General features: G+C 65.7%; 11 protein-coding genes. 5 read left to right on the forward strand and 6 right to left on the reverse strand.

Annotated features, from left to right (window positions below; translation table 11 throughout):
- Positions 1-15: 15 nt before the first annotated feature.
- Both meaB and scpA read right to left on the reverse strand, forming a co-directional pair.
- Positions 16-1,044, reverse strand: coding sequence for a methylmalonyl Co-A mutase-associated GTPase MeaB (gene meaB / locus C8C99_RS08970; RefSeq protein WP_108625535.1), 1,029 nt, complete (start codon positions 1,042-1,044; stop codon positions 16-18).
- Positions 1,041-3,209 carry a methylmalonyl-CoA mutase gene (gene scpA, locus C8C99_RS08975; RefSeq protein ID WP_108625536.1) on the reverse strand — a complete coding sequence of 723 codons (2,169 nt, stop codon included), beginning with the start codon at positions 3,207-3,209 and terminating at the stop codon, positions 1,041-1,043. Before scpA ends, meaB begins: the two co-directional genes overlap by 4 nt.
- A gap of 143 nt (positions 3,210-3,352) precedes the next feature.
- On the opposite strand from scpA, the gene C8C99_RS08980 reads away from it, so the two are divergent.
- Positions 3,353-3,988 carry a GntR family transcriptional regulator gene (locus C8C99_RS08980; protein WP_056644630.1) on the forward strand — a complete coding sequence of 212 codons (636 nt, stop codon included), beginning with the start codon at positions 3,353-3,355 and terminating at the stop codon, positions 3,986-3,988.
- A 35-nt stretch (positions 3,989-4,023) separates the two neighbouring features.
- On the opposite strand, the gene C8C99_RS08985 is transcribed toward C8C99_RS08980, so the two are convergent.
- Positions 4,024-5,187, reverse strand: a complete 1,164-nt coding sequence (locus C8C99_RS08985) for a diguanylate cyclase (RefSeq protein WP_108625537.1) — start codon at positions 5,185-5,187, stop codon at positions 4,024-4,026.
- Between the two features lie 320 nt (positions 5,188-5,507).
- Between C8C99_RS08985 and C8C99_RS08990 the strand changes: the two genes are divergently transcribed.
- Entirely contained in the window at positions 5,508-7,364 is a 1,857-nt protein-coding gene (locus C8C99_RS08990) for a long-chain fatty acid--CoA ligase (protein ID WP_108625538.1), read from the forward strand.
- Between the two features lie 16 nt (positions 7,365-7,380).
- On the opposite strand, the gene C8C99_RS08995 is transcribed toward C8C99_RS08990, so the two are convergent.
- Entirely contained in the window at positions 7,381-8,502 is a 1,122-nt protein-coding gene (locus C8C99_RS08995; RefSeq protein ID WP_108625539.1) for a saccharopine dehydrogenase family protein, read from the reverse strand.
- A gap of 169 nt (positions 8,503-8,671) precedes the next feature.
- On the opposite strand from C8C99_RS08995, the gene C8C99_RS09000 reads away from it, so the two are divergent.
- Entirely contained in the window at positions 8,672-9,124 is a 453-nt protein-coding gene (locus tag C8C99_RS09000) for an Lrp/AsnC family transcriptional regulator (RefSeq protein ID WP_108625540.1), read from the forward strand.
- A 91-nt stretch (positions 9,125-9,215) separates the two neighbouring features.
- Here the strand turns inward: C8C99_RS09000 and C8C99_RS09005 are convergent, their stop codons facing one another.
- Positions 9,216-9,803, reverse strand: coding sequence for a lysophospholipid acyltransferase family protein (locus C8C99_RS09005; protein ID WP_108625541.1), 588 nt, complete (start codon positions 9,801-9,803; stop codon positions 9,216-9,218).
- A 324-nt stretch (positions 9,804-10,127) separates the two neighbouring features.
- Between C8C99_RS09005 and C8C99_RS09010 the strand changes: the two genes are divergently transcribed.
- Both C8C99_RS09010 and dusA read left to right on the forward strand, forming a co-directional pair.
- A complete protein-coding gene (locus C8C99_RS09010) occupies positions 10,128-11,309 on the forward strand; it encodes an alkane 1-monooxygenase (protein WP_108625542.1) in 1,182 nt (393 codons plus the stop codon).
- Positions 11,310-11,548: 239 nt separating this feature from the next.
- The gene (gene dusA / locus C8C99_RS09015; RefSeq protein ID WP_108625543.1) at positions 11,549-12,589 is read left to right on the forward strand and encodes a tRNA dihydrouridine(20/20a) synthase DusA; all 1,041 of its coding nucleotides are present in this window, start codon (positions 11,549-11,551) and stop codon (positions 12,587-12,589) included.
- Here the strand turns inward: dusA and C8C99_RS24355 are convergent.
- Positions 12,582-15,389 (reverse strand): EAL domain-containing protein, encoded by a 2,808-nt coding sequence (locus tag C8C99_RS24355; RefSeq protein ID WP_108625544.1) that lies wholly within the window; start codon positions 15,387-15,389, stop codon positions 12,582-12,584. The two genes, dusA and C8C99_RS24355, sit on opposite strands and share 8 nt — an antisense overlap.
- Positions 15,390-15,494: the final 105 nt, after the last annotated feature.

Here is a 15,494-nt window from a genome sequence, read left to right on the forward strand (position 1 = left end):
GTTGGTGTCTACTATTTATTTGATAGCTGCCAGCGCATGATTGGATTGCGCTTGGAGCAGATTTCGTGCTGCAGTCGATGCCGCAATGCGCCCGGCGGCCACGTCAGCCTGCATCTGGGGCAGCAGCTCTTTGACCTGGGGGTGCTGGCGAAACGCGAGCTTGAGGCCTGCGTCGATGCGCTCCCACATCCAGGCCAGCGCCTGCTTTTCGCGCCGCGTGGCCAGGCGGCCGTTGGCGGTTTGCAGCTGGCGGAACTGCGTGACGGCGACCCAGAAGCTGTCCACGCCCTGCCCCAGCAGCGCGCTGATCTGCACGACCTTGGGGTGCCACAGCGTTTCGTTGTGGTGCGCGTTCTCTGGATTGCCGTGCTGGCTCAGCAGGCGCAGGCTCGACGTGATCTGCGCCTCGGCGCGCGTAGCAGCGTTCTTGTCGATGTCGGCCTTGTTGATGACCACCAGATCGGCAATCTCCATCACGCCCTTCTTGATGGCCTGCAGGTCGTCGCCCGCGTTGGGCAGCTGCATGAGTACAAACATGTCCGTCATGCCCGCCACCGCAATCTCGCTCTGGCCCACACCCACGGTTTCGATGATGACCACGTCGTAGCCTGCGGCTTCGCAGACCAGCATGGCCTCGCGCGTCTTCTCGGCCACACCGCCCAGAGTGCCGCTGGAGGGACTGGGACGGATGTAGGCTTTTTCATGCACCGACAGGTGTTCCATGCGCGTCTTGTCGCCCAGGATCGAGCCGCCCGAGACGGTGCTGGAGGGGTCGATGGTAAGCACGGCTACGCGGTGGCCCTGGCTGATGAGGTACAGGCCCAGCGCCTCGATGAAGGTGGATTTGCCGACACCGGGCACGCCGCTGATGCCGAGGCGGAAGGCCTTGCCGGTGTGGGGGAGCAGCGCGGTGAGCAGCTCATCGGCCTGGGCGCGGTGATCCACCCGCGTCGATTCGAGCAGCGTGATGGCTTTGGACATGGCGCGGCGTTGCACCGCCGCCGTGCCCTGCACCACCCCCTCCAAAAGCGCCGCAGGGGTCACGCCACCGCCTTGCGAATCTGCTCCAGCACATCCTTCGCGCTGGCCGGAATGGGGGTGCCTGGGCCATATACGCCCTTCACGCCCGACTCGTACAAAAAGTCATAGTCCTGCGCAGGGATCACCCCGCCCACAAACACGATGATGTCGTCGGCGCCCTGGTCTTTGAGGGACTGGATGATGGCGGGCACCAGCGTCTTATGGCCGGCGGCCAGCGTGCTCACGCCCACGGCGTGCACGTCGTTTTCGATGGCCTGGCGGGCGCATTCCTCGGGCGTCTGGAACAGCGGACCCATGTCCACGTCAAAGCCCAGGTCGGCAAACGCGGTGGCCACCACCTTGGCGCCACGGTCGTGGCCGTCCTGACCCAGCTTAGCGATCATCACGCGGGGGCGGCGGCCCTGCTCTTCGGCAAAGGCGTTGATTTCGGTCTTGAGTTTGTCCCAGCCCTCGGCCGAGTCATAGGCTGCTGCGTACACACCAGTCACCTTTTGCGTATCGGCGCGGTGGCGCCCAAAAACCTTCTCCAGCGCGTCGGACACCTCGCCCACGGTGGCGCGCAGGCGCACGGCGTTGATGGACAACTCCAGCAGGTTGCCTTCGCCGCTTTCGGCGGCGGCAGTCAGTGCATCCAGCGCGGCCTGCACCTTGGCGGCGTCGCGGGTGGCGCGGATCTTTTGCAGACGGGCAATCTGCCCGTCGCGCACCTTCATGTTGTCGATCTGCAGGATGTCGACCGGGTCTTCCTTGGCCAGCTTGTACTTGTTCACCCCCACGATCACGTCCTTGCCGCTGTCGATGCGCGCCTGCTTCTCGGCGGCGGCGGCCTCGATCTTGAGCTTGGCCCAGCCGCTGTCCACGGCCTGGGTCATGCCGCCCATGGCCTCGACCTCTTCGATGATCTTCCAGGCGGCGTCCATCATGTCCTGGGTCAGCTTCTCCATCATGTAGCTGCCAGCCCAGGGGTCGATCACGTTGGTGATGTGGGTTTCTTCCTGGATGATGAGCTGCGTGTTGCGCGCGATGCGGGCGCTGAACTCGGTGGGCAGCGCGATGGCTTCGTCCAGCGCATTGGTGTGCAGGCTCTGCGTGCCGCCAAACACGGCCGCCATGGCCTCGATGGTCGTGCGCACCACGTTGTTGTAGGGGTCCTGCTCGGTGAGCGACCAGCCGGACGTCTGGCAGTGCGTGCGCAGCATCAGGCTCTTGGGGTTCTTGGCGCCGGTCTCCTTCATGATGCGGCACCACAAGAGGCGCGCGGCGCGCATCTTGGCGACTTCGAGGTAGAAGTTCATGCCGATGGCCCAGAAGAAGCTCAGGCGCCCGGCGAAATCGTCCACGTCCAAGCCCGAGGCCATGGCGGTCTTCACGTATTCTTTGCCGTCGGCCAGGGTGAAAGCCAGCTCCAGCGCCTGATTCGCCCCGGCTTCCTGCATGTGGTAACCCGAGATCGAGATCGAGTTGAACTTGGGCATGTTCTTGGCTGTGTAGCCAATGATGTCGCCAATGATCCGCATCGAGGGCTTGGGCGGGTAGATGTAGGTGTTGCGCACCATGAACTCTTTCAGAATGTCGTTCTGAATGGTTCCGCTGAGCTTGTCCTGGCTCACACCCTGCTCTTCTGCCGCCACCACATAGCCCGCCAGCACGGGCAGCACGGCACCGTTCATGGTCATCGACACGGACACCTTGTCGAGCGGGATCTGGTCAAACAGGATCTTCATGTCCTCGACCGAATCAATCGCCACCCCAGCCTTGCCCACGTCGCCCGTCACGCGGGGGTGGTCGCTGTCATAGCCCCGGTGGGTGGCCAGGTCGAACGCCACACTCACGCCCTGCCCGCCTGCGGCCAGGGCCTTGCGGTAGAAGGCGTTGGATTCTTCAGCGGTCGAAAAACCGGCGTACTGGCGAATCGTCCACGGTCGCACGGCATACATGGTGGCCTGGGGGCCACGCAGGTAGGGCTCAAAACCCGGCAGCGTGTTGGCGTACGGCAGGCTGGCGGTGTCTTCGGCGGTGTACAGCGGCTTGACGGTGATGCCATCGGGCGTGACCCAGTTGAGGGCGCTGACATCGCCCCCCGGTGCCGACTTGGCTGCGGCCTTGGCCCAGGCTTCCAGCGAAGACGCGGCGAACTCTGGGGCGTTGTTGGTGGGTTTGTCACTCATGGCGAAAGCTACTCCGAAGATGGCATGGGGGCGTCCAACACGGCGCACAGGCGGTGACCGCACAGGTGCTGTGGTGTGGCGGCGAGTTTACATCATTCATAATTATTGATTCAAAATATTCCGTGCAGCTTACAATCCGTCCCATGTCTGCCCTCACACTCACTCCCCGCGCGCTCTACGAAGAAGTGGCCGAGCAATTGCGCCAGCGCATCTTCCGCCGCGAGCTGGAGCCCGGCAGCTGGATCGACGAGCTCAAGATTGCCGAGGAGTTCGGCATCAGCCGCACGCCGCTGCGCGAGGCGCTGAAGGTGCTGGCCGCCGAAGGCCTGGTCACGATGAAGGTGCGCCGTGGCGCCTATGTGACGGAGATGAGCGAAAAAGACCTGCGCGACGTGTACCACCTGCTCAGCCTGCTGGAGAGCGACGCCGCGGGCGTGGTGGCCGAGCGCGCCACCGAGGCCCAGCTGAAAACGCTGCAAGACCTGCACGCCGAGCTGGAAGCCGCCGTGGCAGACCGCGAAAAATTCTTTGCCATCAACGAGCGCTTTCACATGCACCTGCTGGAGATGGCCGACAACCGCTGGCGCAGCCAGATGGTGGCCGACCTGCGCAAGGTGATGAAGCTCAACCGCCACAACTCGCTGTTCAAGCAAGGGCGCATCGAAGACTCGCTGAGCGAGCACCGCGCCATCCTGGCTGCGATGCTGGCGCGCGACGCCAAGGCCACGGCCAAGGCCATGCAGGCGCACTTCGCACAGGGGCTGGAAGCGGCGACCTGAAGCGGCTACGCGCTGACGCGTGCAGGCCTGCGTCGTCAGGCGGCCGACTCCACCCGATTGCGCCCACCGGCCTTTGCGGCGTACAGCGCTTCGTCCGCACGCCTGAGAACGTCGTGAAAGCTGCTGTCTCGTGCCCCGACGGCCGCGACACCCATGGATACCGTCATCGAGACCGTCTTGCCATCGACATGCAACACCTCGCGCGCCACCAGCGCGCGCAGCCGCTCTGCGGCCGTGACGGCGGCGTCGATATCCAGGCCATCCCAGAGCACCACAAATTCTTCGCCGCCGTGCCGGGCAGCCAGATCCGCGCCGCGGCATGCGGCCCTCAGATGCTCTGCCACATGCCGCAGCGCCACATCCCCTACCTCATGGCCGTGTGTGTCGTTGATGGACTTGAAGTGGTCGATGTCGATGACGGCCAAAGCCAAAGTTTGCCCCGGCAGGCGGGTCGCTTCGCCAAAGCGTCGCTCACCCACGGTAACGAGGGTTCTTCGGTTGGGCAGCCCCGTGAGGTAGTCGGTGGATGCCGCCAGTTGCCACTGCCGGCCGACACTTTCGGAACACATCAGCAGAAAGGCGGTGGTGCCCACCACCGGCAGCAGGGCCGTGACCATGGGGCTGGCGATGTTGATCCACGCCCCCTCGCCCGTGACGTCAAAAGAGGGGCTGGCGCCACGCGCAGCCAGATAGGCGGCGCGGAACACCAGAAACACCGCGACCAGCGCAAACAAGCTGGCCATCACGCGACGGCTGTGCCGCCCTTCCGACGTCTTTTGCGACAACAGCAATTCAAAACTGGCGAGCAGCAAGAACGTGCAGCTTGCGGTCAGGATGAGCACCCGCATGCGGGTGTCGGGCTGAAACACGGCAAACCAAATAACGCCCAAGGTGCCGACCACCGCAGGCGCCAGCAGCCAGCGTGGGTCAGGCAGGCCATAGAACTGCCGCAGGGCGCGCCAGTAGCCGGTGCACCCCAGCATGACGAGGCCATTGGCCAGCGGAGACGCCACCCCCAGAGGCAAGTGGTACTGAAACGCATACAGCAGCGAGCTGCCGGCCAACATCAGCGTGGCAATACGCCAGGTCTCCGCGCTGGGGCGCAGCGTCACCGGGAAGTCCCTGCGCATCAACCCCAGTACCCATCCATTGGCCAGCATCATCAGTGTGGCAACAACAAAGATGGTGACGGGATCCATGGGAGGTGCAAAGAAGGGGATTGGCGCCAAGGCGCAAAACGGCATTCTCCCTGCAAAGTTCGGCCAAGCCTTGCAGAGGCGCCCGTTCACCCCTGCTAGCCGGATTGGCGCCCGCGATCATTCCAACAAGTGGAACACACCATTTACAACCCGCGTGGCCTACGACGGGGTTTTGCAAGTTTCCCTCGCTATGATCCTGCGGGTTTCCACTGAGGCAACCGCCGGCCCGCCGGCTCAGCGCCCGCATGAATCCCCGGCACACGCTTCCCGGCCGGGCCCGCCCGGCCGCCCTGGCGCGGCTGCCTCCACCGTACAGTTCCATGCTCGCCACTCCTTCCGATATTGCCAGCGTGCAAACGCTGCCCCAGCTCTTGGCCTACCGCGCCACCCGCACCCCCCAGGCCGAGGCCTACCGGGCGTTTGATCCGTCCCGCCAGGCATGGGCCAGCCTCACCTGGGCGCAGACCGCAGAGCGTGTGAACACCTGGGCCCAGGCCCTCGCCGCCATGCAGCTGCCACCGGCCGCCCGCGTGGCCATCTTGCTGCCCAACGGCCTCAATGCCATGTGCGCAGACCAGGCCACGCTGGCCATCGGCGGCGTGCCCGTGCCGCTGCACGCCATCGACAACCCGGGCAGCATCGCCTATATCCTGGCGGACTGCGAGGCCTCGATGCTGATCGTGAGTCAGGCCGAGCAGTGGGAGAAGATCCGCGCCGTGGGCACGCCGTTCCCGGCCCTGCGCGCCGTGGTGATCACCGATGACGACGAGGCGTTCAAGCCCAGTCCCGCGTCGGGCGACAGCCCAGCCGTGGGCTCGCTGGCGCAATGGCTGACGGGCGCGGCGCAAACAGGCGCCTCCGTTGCGGCCATAGGCCCGCAGGCTGATGACCTGGCCGCCATCGTCTACACCTCCGGCACCACGGGCAAGCCCAAGGGCGTGATGCTGACCCACCGCAACGTGGTGAGCGACGTGAAGGCCGTGCTGGAGCGCATTGCACCCACGGTGGACGACGTGTTCCTGTCGTTCCTGCCGCTGTCGCACACCTTCGAACGCACGGGCGGCTACTACCTGCCGATCGCGGCGGGCAGTTGCGTGGCATACGCCCGCTCAGTGGCCCAGCTGGCGGAAGACCTGAAAACCATACGCCCCACCGTGCTGGTGTCGGTGCCGCGCATTTACGAGCGCATCCACGCCAAGCTGATCGAAAAGCTCTCGCCCACACCCTGGAAGATGCAGCTGTACGAAGCCGCGCAGAACAAGGGCTGGGCCCGGTTTTGTGCCGCGCAGCGCCTGCCGGCCCCGACGCCGGACGCCAGCAGCCAGGCGGCAGGCTGGATGACTGCCCTGCCCTGGCCGGTGCTGCAGGCCCTGGTGGCCAAGCCTTTGCTGGCCCAGTTTGGTGGCCGCGTGCGCGTGGCAGTGAGTGGCGGCGCGCCGCTGTCGCCCACCATTGCCAAGTGTTTTCTGGGCCTGGGGCTGCCGCTCATTCAGGGCTACGGCATGACCGAGACCGCGCCCGTGGTGTCGGTCAACGCACTGGACGACAACGACCCCGCCTGCGTGGGCAAGGCCCTGCCCGGTGTGGAGGTGCGCATTGGCGACAACCACGAGCTGCAGGTGCGCGGCCCCATCGTGATGAAGGGCTACTGGAAACGCCCCGAAGACACGGCCAAGATACTGAGCCCCGACGGCTGGCTGGGCACGGGCGACCAGGCCGACATCATCAATGGACGCATCTACATCAAGGGCCGCATCAAGGAAATCATCGTCACCTCGACCGGCGAGAAGGTCCCCCCAGGCGACCTGGAACTGGCCCTGCTGGCCGACCCGCTGCTGGAACAGGCTTTTGTGGTGGGCGAAAACCGCCCCTTCATTGCCTGCGTGGCCGTGCTGAACGCGGGCGAGTGGCAGCGCCTGGCGGCCGACCTGGGCATCAACCCCCAGGCGGCGGACAGCCTGAACCACCCCAGCGTGCACCGCGCCGTGCTGGCACGCATCGAAAAGAACACCGCCAGTTTTGCCCGCTATGCCGTACCGCGCACGGTGCACCTGACGCTGGAGCCGTGGACGATTGAAAACACCTTCATGACCCCCACGCTCAAGCTCAAGCGCAACAACCTGATGGCGCACTTTGCCGAGGCCATTGAGGGCATGTACCAGAAGCCGGGGCGCTGAGCCAGTCAAGACGGGCTCAGTGCACCAGCTCGCCCTCCCGGGCGTAGGCGGAGCCAAAACGGTTGGACAGAACGTCCGCAAGCGCCACAGACTCCTGCCCGACAAAACCCTGCTGCGGCAGCCGCCCCTGCGCCACCAGATCCAGCGCCGTGCAGATGCCTGCCGCCGTGGTGAGCTGGATGGCGCTGAGCCGGTGCCCCGCCACCTCGGCGCCCACGATGTGCGCCGAATAAGAGTCCTGCACCAATCGCCCGCCCTTGAGGCCTGATGCGGTGGCAAACACCACGATCACGTCCTGATCGGTGGTGGGGATGGCGGTTTCGAGAATGTCCTTGAGCAGATCGCGCCGGTCGCGCAGGCGCAAGTCATTCAGCAGCAACTTGAGGATGGCGTTGTGGCCCGGGTAGCGGATGGACTGGTAGTCCACCTGCCGCGCCTTGCCCGCCAAGGTTTCCGTCAGCGTGCCCAGCCCGCCCGAGGTATTGAAGGCCTCGTATTCCACACCGTCGAGCGCAAAAGTCTCCAGCCCCTCCAGCGCGGGCACCGTGGTGCGCACGCCGTCCACAATGGCTTCGCAGGGGTTGCAGTACTCGTTGATGAGGCCCTCGGTGCTCCAGGTCAGGTTGTAGCGCAGGGCGCCCTGCGGGTAGCGGGGCAGCGCCCCTACCCGCATGCGCAGCGAGTGCAGGGTGTCAAAGCGCCGGGCCAGGTCGTTGCCCACGATGCCGATGAAGCCCGGCGCCAGGCCGCACTGCGGCATGAGCACGCTGCGGGCATTGGCGGCCAGGGTGCGGATGGCCTGGGTGCTGGCCACGTCCTCGGTCAGGTCAAAGTAATGCACGCCTGCGCTCGCGCACAACGTGGCTACAGGCACAGCGCGATGGAATGGCAGTGCGTTCAACACGGCAAAGCGGCCGTCGATGGCGGCTTGCAAGCTCACGTCATCTGTGGTCAACCGGGTGGAGATGCCTAGCGTCGCCACTTCGGCCAGGCGGGCCGGGTCGCGGTCTGCCACCAGGATGTTGTAGTCGCCGGACTGCTGCAGCAAGAGCGCCATGGCAAAGCCGATGTGGCCCGCCCCCAGGATGGTGATGGCGCGGCGGGCGGCGGAGTTCGAGGTTGTGGCAAAGGTGGTCATGGCAGCGCTCCCGGTAGTGCTCGCCGCATGCAGCGGCGAGGTGTTGGTGATGCCTTGATGCTAGGCAGCAGTTCTGTCAATGTGTAGCTCTCAAAACGTCGAAAGCAGATGTTTGTTTTGCCATAACGACGAATATGATGGGCGTTATGACTTTTTGGACGGAGCACGCATGACCCAGCCCCTGGATGACACCGACCGGCAACTGCTCAGCCTGTTGCAGGCCAACGCACGCGAGGGCACAGCCCAGCTCGCCCGCAAGCTGGGGCTGGCCCGAACCACGGTGGTGGCGCGCATTGCGCGGCTGGAGCGATCCGGTGTGGTCGCGGGCTATGGGGTGCGGCTGGGTCAGCGGCTAGACGCCACCACCGTGCGGGCGTGGTGCAGCATCTGCGTGCTGCCCAAGACTGCGCCCGCCGTGCTGCGCGCGCTGGAGGCCATGGCTGAGGTCGAAGAGGTGTCTGCCGTGAGCGGGCCGTTTGATTACCTGGTGTTCTTGCGCTGCACCAGCCACGAGCAGCTTGACGCCCTGCTCGACAAGGTAGGCCAACTGGACGGCGTGCACCAGACGCAGACCAGCATCGTGCTCAGCCGCAAGATCGACCGGCGAAGCGTGGGAGCCTGAACGCAGCCCATCGCATCAACTACCTTTTTGATAGCAGCTACCGCTTTCCCCATAAGCGCCAGCAGCCCAATTCATTCAATAACCAAAAAAATCAGGCCTCGAACTGCGTCGGGTTCTTGCCCCGGATCGGCGCATAGAACGCCTTGATGCTCGCCATATCCCGCTCCACATCGCCCGTGGGCTCGAACACCGGGCCCAGGCCGCCGACCTTGCGGCCGTAGTCCACAAACGCCAGCACGATGGGCACGCCCGCTTGCTGGGCGATGAAGTAAAAGCCCGTCTTCCAATGCCGCGTCTTGCCGCGCGTGCCTTCGGGCGGCACGATGAGTTGCATGGGGCCGTCGGCATCGCGCATGGCCTGGGCCGAGCTGGCGACCAGGTTGTTGGCCTGGCTGCGGTCCACCGGGATGCCGCCCAGCCAGCGCATCACCCCGCCGAACGGCGCCTTGAACAGGCTGTGCTTGCCCATCCAGTACACCCGCAGCCGCAGCGAAAACGCCAGCATCAGCGTGTACGGCAGGTCCCAGTTGCTGGTGTGCGGCGCGGCGATCAGAACGCTTTTGGCGGCGTGGGCAGGCAAGGCGCCTTCCACCTTCCAGCCGGTGATGCGCAGGGTGAAGCGCGAAATGGCGCGCAGGAGCGTGTTGACAACCGGTGTGTCAAAAATGGTGTGGTGCATGGGAAACGGGGTGACAGAACGGAGCCTGGAGCGCTGAAGCGGGCGGCGAACCCGAGGCCTTGCAGGCGTCGAAAGCGCCGCGAGTATCGCTGATAGGGCCAATGTCCCGCCTTGACGCAAGGCAAAGTACAGCCAACGCAGCCTGTATGCAGCGCTTGCAATGGCACTCACCATTTGATAGCAATCCAGGCAATCAACACCGGCACTATCGAGTGTTTTGGTTCAATTTTTTGTGACAACAACGGAATGCCAAATAAAACTGGCGTTTGCGCCCCGCCGGTACAGAATTCACCAGTAGCAGGCCCGTGTTCTTACCGCCGCCCCATGCTGCAAGCCCAGCGCCCCACCACACCACCCTACCGCGATCGCAAGCGGTACGCATGGCTGCTGTCGCTGGTGGTGCCCTGCACCGTGGGCGTGGGCCCGGCCTTGATGGTCTGGACGGGGGATCCGCTGGCGCTGTGGGCGCCGGTGGCCTTTTTCTACCTCGTCGCCCCGTTGCTCGACTGGATGCTGGGCGTGGACCAGAGCAACCCGCCCGAATCCGCAGTGCCTGCGCTGGAGCACGACCGCTACTACCGCCGCATCACCTTTCTGCTGGTGCCGGTGCTGTGGGCGGCCTTCATCTTCAGCGCCTGGTGGGTAGCCACGCAGCCCCTGCCCTGGCACGGCGTGCTGGCAATGGTGCTGACCACGGGCACAGTGGGCGGGTTCTGCATCAACCTGGGGCATGAGCTGGGCCACAAGAACACGGCGCTGGAGCGCTGGTTGGCCAAGCTGGTGCTGTCGCCCACGGCCTATGGGCACTTCTTCATCGAACACAACCGGGGCCACCACCGCGACGTGGCCACCCCGGCCGACCCGGCCTCGTCGCGCATGGGCGAGTCCATCTACCGCTTTGTGCTGCGCGAGATGCCTGGGGCTGCGCGCCGCGCCTGGGCGCTGGAGAAGGACCGTCTGGCCCGCCAGCACCTGCCGCTGCTGTCCTGGCACAACGAGATTCTGCAGCCAGCGCTCGTCACGGCGCTGCTGTGGGCCGGGCTGGCACTGTGGCTGGGCCTGGCAATCCTGCCGTTTTTGCTGGTGGCGTCCTTCTGGGCCAACTTTCAGCTCACCTCGGCCAACTATGTCGAGCACTATGGCCTACTGAGGCGGCAAGACGCCAGCGGCCGCTTCGAACCTTGCCGCCCCCAGCATTCGTGGAACAGCAACCACGTGTTCTCCAACTGGGCCTTGTTCCATCTGCAGCGGCACTCCGACCACCACGCGCACCCGCTGCGCCGCTACCAGTCGCTGCGCCACTTTGACGACGTGCCGCAGTTGCCCATCGGCTACTTCGGCATGTTCACGCTGGCCTATGTGCCGCCCCTGTGGCGCCGCGTGATGGACCCGCGCCTGCTGGCCCAGGTGGGCCGCGACGCCACCCACATCAACATCGACCCGCGCCAGCGGACCGAGATCGTGCGGAAATACAGGCTGCAAGACCTGGGGCAGAACGCGCGTTGATGCGCTGACGACCAGGCACAGGCCTCTGTGCGCCCAGACACACAAGCCCTTGAACTTCGTTTTTGATAGCATCCAGCGCAATCAACATGAGCGCCTGCGCCCGTGTTGAGCCAAAACCCTCCTGCGACACCTCGCGCGCAGCCAGTGGGATAATCCGGGTTTCGCACCTGCAGCCCCGCAGCGGCCCCGACCAGAGGGGCCGCTCTGCTGCAGAACATCCCCCTCTCCGCCCTCGCTGTTTGCCCGTGGAACCCACCTTGAGCCCCTGGCGCATGTCCGTCGCCCCCATGATGGACTGGACCGACCGCCACTGCCGTTACTTTCACCGGCTGCTGACCCGCCAGACCCTGCTGTACACCGAGATGGTGAATGCGGGCGCCATCATCCATGGCGGCACCGAGCGCCACCTGCGTTTCAATGCCGAAGAACACCCTGTGGCCTTGCAACTGGGCGGCAATGAGCCCGACAAGCTGGCAGAGGCAGCGCGCCTGGGCGCGCAGTGGGGCTATGGCGAAATCAACCTCAACTGCGGCTGCCCCAGCGACCGCGTGCAGCGGGGCGCGTTCGGCGCCAGCCTGATGAAGTCGCCCCAGCTGGTGGCCGACTGCGTCAAGGCCATGAAGGACGTGGTGAGCGTGCCCGTCACCGTCAAGCACCGCATCGGCATCGACAAGGTGGAGGACTACGGCTTTGTGCGCGACTTCATCGGCACCGTGGCCGAGGCCGGGTGCACCGTGTTCATCGTGCACGCGCGCAATGCTTGGCTGCAGGGCCTGAGCCCAAAGGAAAACCGCGACGTGCCACCGCTGCGCTACGAGGTGGTGCACCAGCTCAAGGCCGAGTTTCCGCAGTTCACCATCGCCATCAACGGCGGCATCAACACCGACGCGGTGGTGCAGGAGCAGCTGGAACACCTGGACGGCGTGATGATCGGCCGCGAGGCGTATCACAACCCCTGGTGGCTGGCCCGCTGGGACCAGCTGTACTACGGGGGCGCCCCCTGCCCCCTGACCCGCGAAGAGGTGGAGCTGGCCATGGTCGAATACATGGAGCGCGAGGCCGCCCAGTACGGCACCCCCTGGCCCCACATCGCCCGCCACATGCTGGGCCTGCGCCACAGCCTGCCCGGCGCCCGCATCTGGCGCCAGGTGTGGAGCAACCATCTGCTCAAGGACCGCCCCGCGCGGGAGGTGCATGCGCTGGCAATGCTGTCGTATGCGAGCGCTGCGCCCGAGCAGCCAGCAGAGCCGGGCGCGCTGGCAGCAGCAGCGGCTAGGTAACCAGCCGCCCCACCCACGCCGCCAAGGGCTCTGGCCGCCCGAACAGGTAGCCCTGCAAGCACTCGCACTGGCTCCCCACCAGAAAATCCGCTTGGGCGCGTGTCTCCACGCCCTCGGCCACCACACGCAGGTTGAGGTGGCGGGCCACCGAGATGATGGATTGAACAATGGCCGTGTCGTTGGGGTCGTCCGGGGTGTCTTGCACAAAGCTCTTGTCGATCTTCAGCTCGTACAGCGGCAGCCGCTTGAGGTAGGCCAGGCTCGAATAGCCGGTGCCAAAGTCGTCGATGGAGAAACGCACGCCGAACTGCACGATTTCGGTCATGCGGGCGATGGTGTCGTCCAGGTCTTCGATCAGCAGGCTCTCTGTCACCTCCAGGATCAGGTGGGCCGGGTTGGCGCCGGTGTGGGCCAATATGTGGCGCACGCGGTCCACAAAGTCGTCCTGGCGGAACTGCCGTTCGCTCACGTTGACGGACAACGACAGCTCGCGCCCCGCTGCCTGCAGGCGCGCCAGGGTCTCGCAGGCCTGCTGGATCATCCAGTCGCCCATGCGCAGGATGAGGCCCGACGCCTCGGCAATGGGGATGAAGCGGCTGGGTGGCACGTTGCCCCGCACGGGGTGGGTCCAGCGCATCAAGAATTCGCCCCCCACCACATTGCCCGCAGCATCCACTTGGTTTTGCACAAAGGCGGCCAGCTCGCCCAGCGTCTGCGCCTTTTTCAGGTCCTGCTCCAGTGCCAGGCGCTCCTGCACGTCGGCCTGCATGGCGGCCTCGTAAAAGCGGATGCGGTTGCGCCCCAGGTCCTTGGCGCGGTACATGGCGGTATCGGCCTCGCGCAGCAGGTCTTCGACGCCCTCGCCCCGCTTGGGAAACAGCGTGATGCCGATGCTGCCCGTGGTGCTGTAGAGGTGGGTGTCGATGGTGTAGGGCACTTCGAGCGCCGCGCGCATCTCCTCGGCCACCAGCAGCGCCGCCCGTCCGGCGGATTCCATGTCCGACGCCACGTTGTGCACCAGCACCACAAACTCGTCCCCGCCCAGGCGCGCCACGGTGTCGCCCGGGCGCTGCAGCTGCGTGAGCCGCTGGGCCACCTGCATGAGCAGCGTATCGCCCACGGTGTGCCCCCGTGCGTCGTTGATCTGCTTGAAGTCGTCGAGGTCGATATAAAGCACGGCCCCCACCTGCGCTGCCTTCTGGGCATTGGCCAGGGCGTGCTCCATGCGGTCCAGCAGCATGCGCCGATTGGGCAGGCCGGTGAGCGCATCAAAATACGCCAGCTGGTGCGAACGGGCCTCGGCCTGCTTGCGCTCGGTGATGTCGCGCGAGAGCGCGATGAAGCGGGGTTCGTCGCCAGGCGCCGCACTCTCCTTGCGCGCAATCGACAGCTCGAACCAGTGGGTGACACCGCCCAGCTCCAGCCGGAACTGGTGGCCCGAGGAATACCCGGCGTGGTGCGCAGCTTCCAGCGCGGCATGGCAGCCTGCGGCGGCTTCGGGGGGCACCACATCGCGCAGCAGGCGGCCCAGAAACATCTCGGGGGGCACGGCCAGTTCGCCCGACCGGGCCGATCGGTAGTGGTGGATGCACCCGTCCAGTCCCAGCTCGAACAACAGGTCAGGGATGGCGCTGAGGGTGCTCTCCAGGTCGTCGCGGGTGGCGCACAGTTCGGCCGTCATGTCGCGCGCCAGCGCCACCGCACGCTCACGGCCCGTGGCCAGCAGCCAGGTGAACCACGCGAGAATCAGGCTGAGCGCCGTGCCCAGCAGCGCGACGGGGTGGTGCCCATCTTCCTGGAAGCGCTGGACAAAGCCCGGTCGGGGGGCCATCTGCAGCGTCCAGCGGCGACCGCCCAGCTCCAGTTCGCGCCGCGCCTGCAAAACCTGAGCACCTGCCCCCAGGGCAGAGACCTCCAGGTTCCTGAACAGCAGCGCGCCCGCAGCGGCTGGCTCCGCAGCGGCGCCCGGGGTGCTGTCGGTGATCTGGAGGCCAATGTCGGCGTCGAATTCGCGGGACATGCCGTGGATCACCTCCTCCATGCGAAACGGCGCGGACACCCATCCCGCCAGCCCCAGCCGCCGCCCTTCGACCGTGCTGACATCTGCGCTGGCGCCATACAAAGGCATGTACATCACCAACCCCGGGACGCCGTTCTGCATCAGTGTCAGCTGCCCCGACAACGCCAGCGCCCCTGTGTCGCGGGCCCGGTCCAGGGCTTCCTTGGCGGGAGGAATGGTCAGCACATCAAGGCCCAGCGCCTTGAGGTTGGGACCCTCCAGTGGCTCGATGTGGGTGATGGGGGCCAGCAGCTCACGCTCACCCGGCGGACGCACGGCGTACTGGTCAAAGCCGCGCTCGCGCATGTCTTCCAGGTGGGCGGCCAGCGCCTTGCCGGGGAACTGCAAGATCAGCGACACCCCCTGCAGTCCGGGCCGGGTGGCCTGCAATTGCAGCGCACTCACGTAGGCCTGGAACTCGGTGCGGTCAATGCGTTCCGACCCTTCAAAGTAGCCCTTGACGCCGCGCAACACCACCTCGTAGGTCGCCATGCGGTCCTTGAGGTTGTAGGCGATCTGGTCGGCCGCCACCTCGAAGTTCTGCTCGCGCCGGGTCCGCGTGTTCGTCTCTTCGCTTTGCCAGTACAGAAAAGTCAAACCCAGGGTCAGCAGCGCAATCAAAGGCGGCAACACCACCGGCAGCCACCGCTGGTCGCGGCTGCCCGCCACGTCGTCAGACACGCGCGCGCCCTGCCCTGGCGCGGCGGATGCGTCGATGTGCAGGTCTGGGGTAGGTGTCATGAATCCTGGTGGAAGGCGCGCGCCGGATCGGCAGGGGCATCGTGCACCGGCGGTGCTACACCATTATGAGCATCTGTCCTGCGAGGCAAAGGGGCATTTGCGCGC

The organism is Acidovorax sp. 107, assembly GCF_003058055.1.
Taxonomy (GTDB): domain Bacteria; phylum Pseudomonadota; class Gammaproteobacteria; order Burkholderiales; family Burkholderiaceae_C; genus Acidovorax.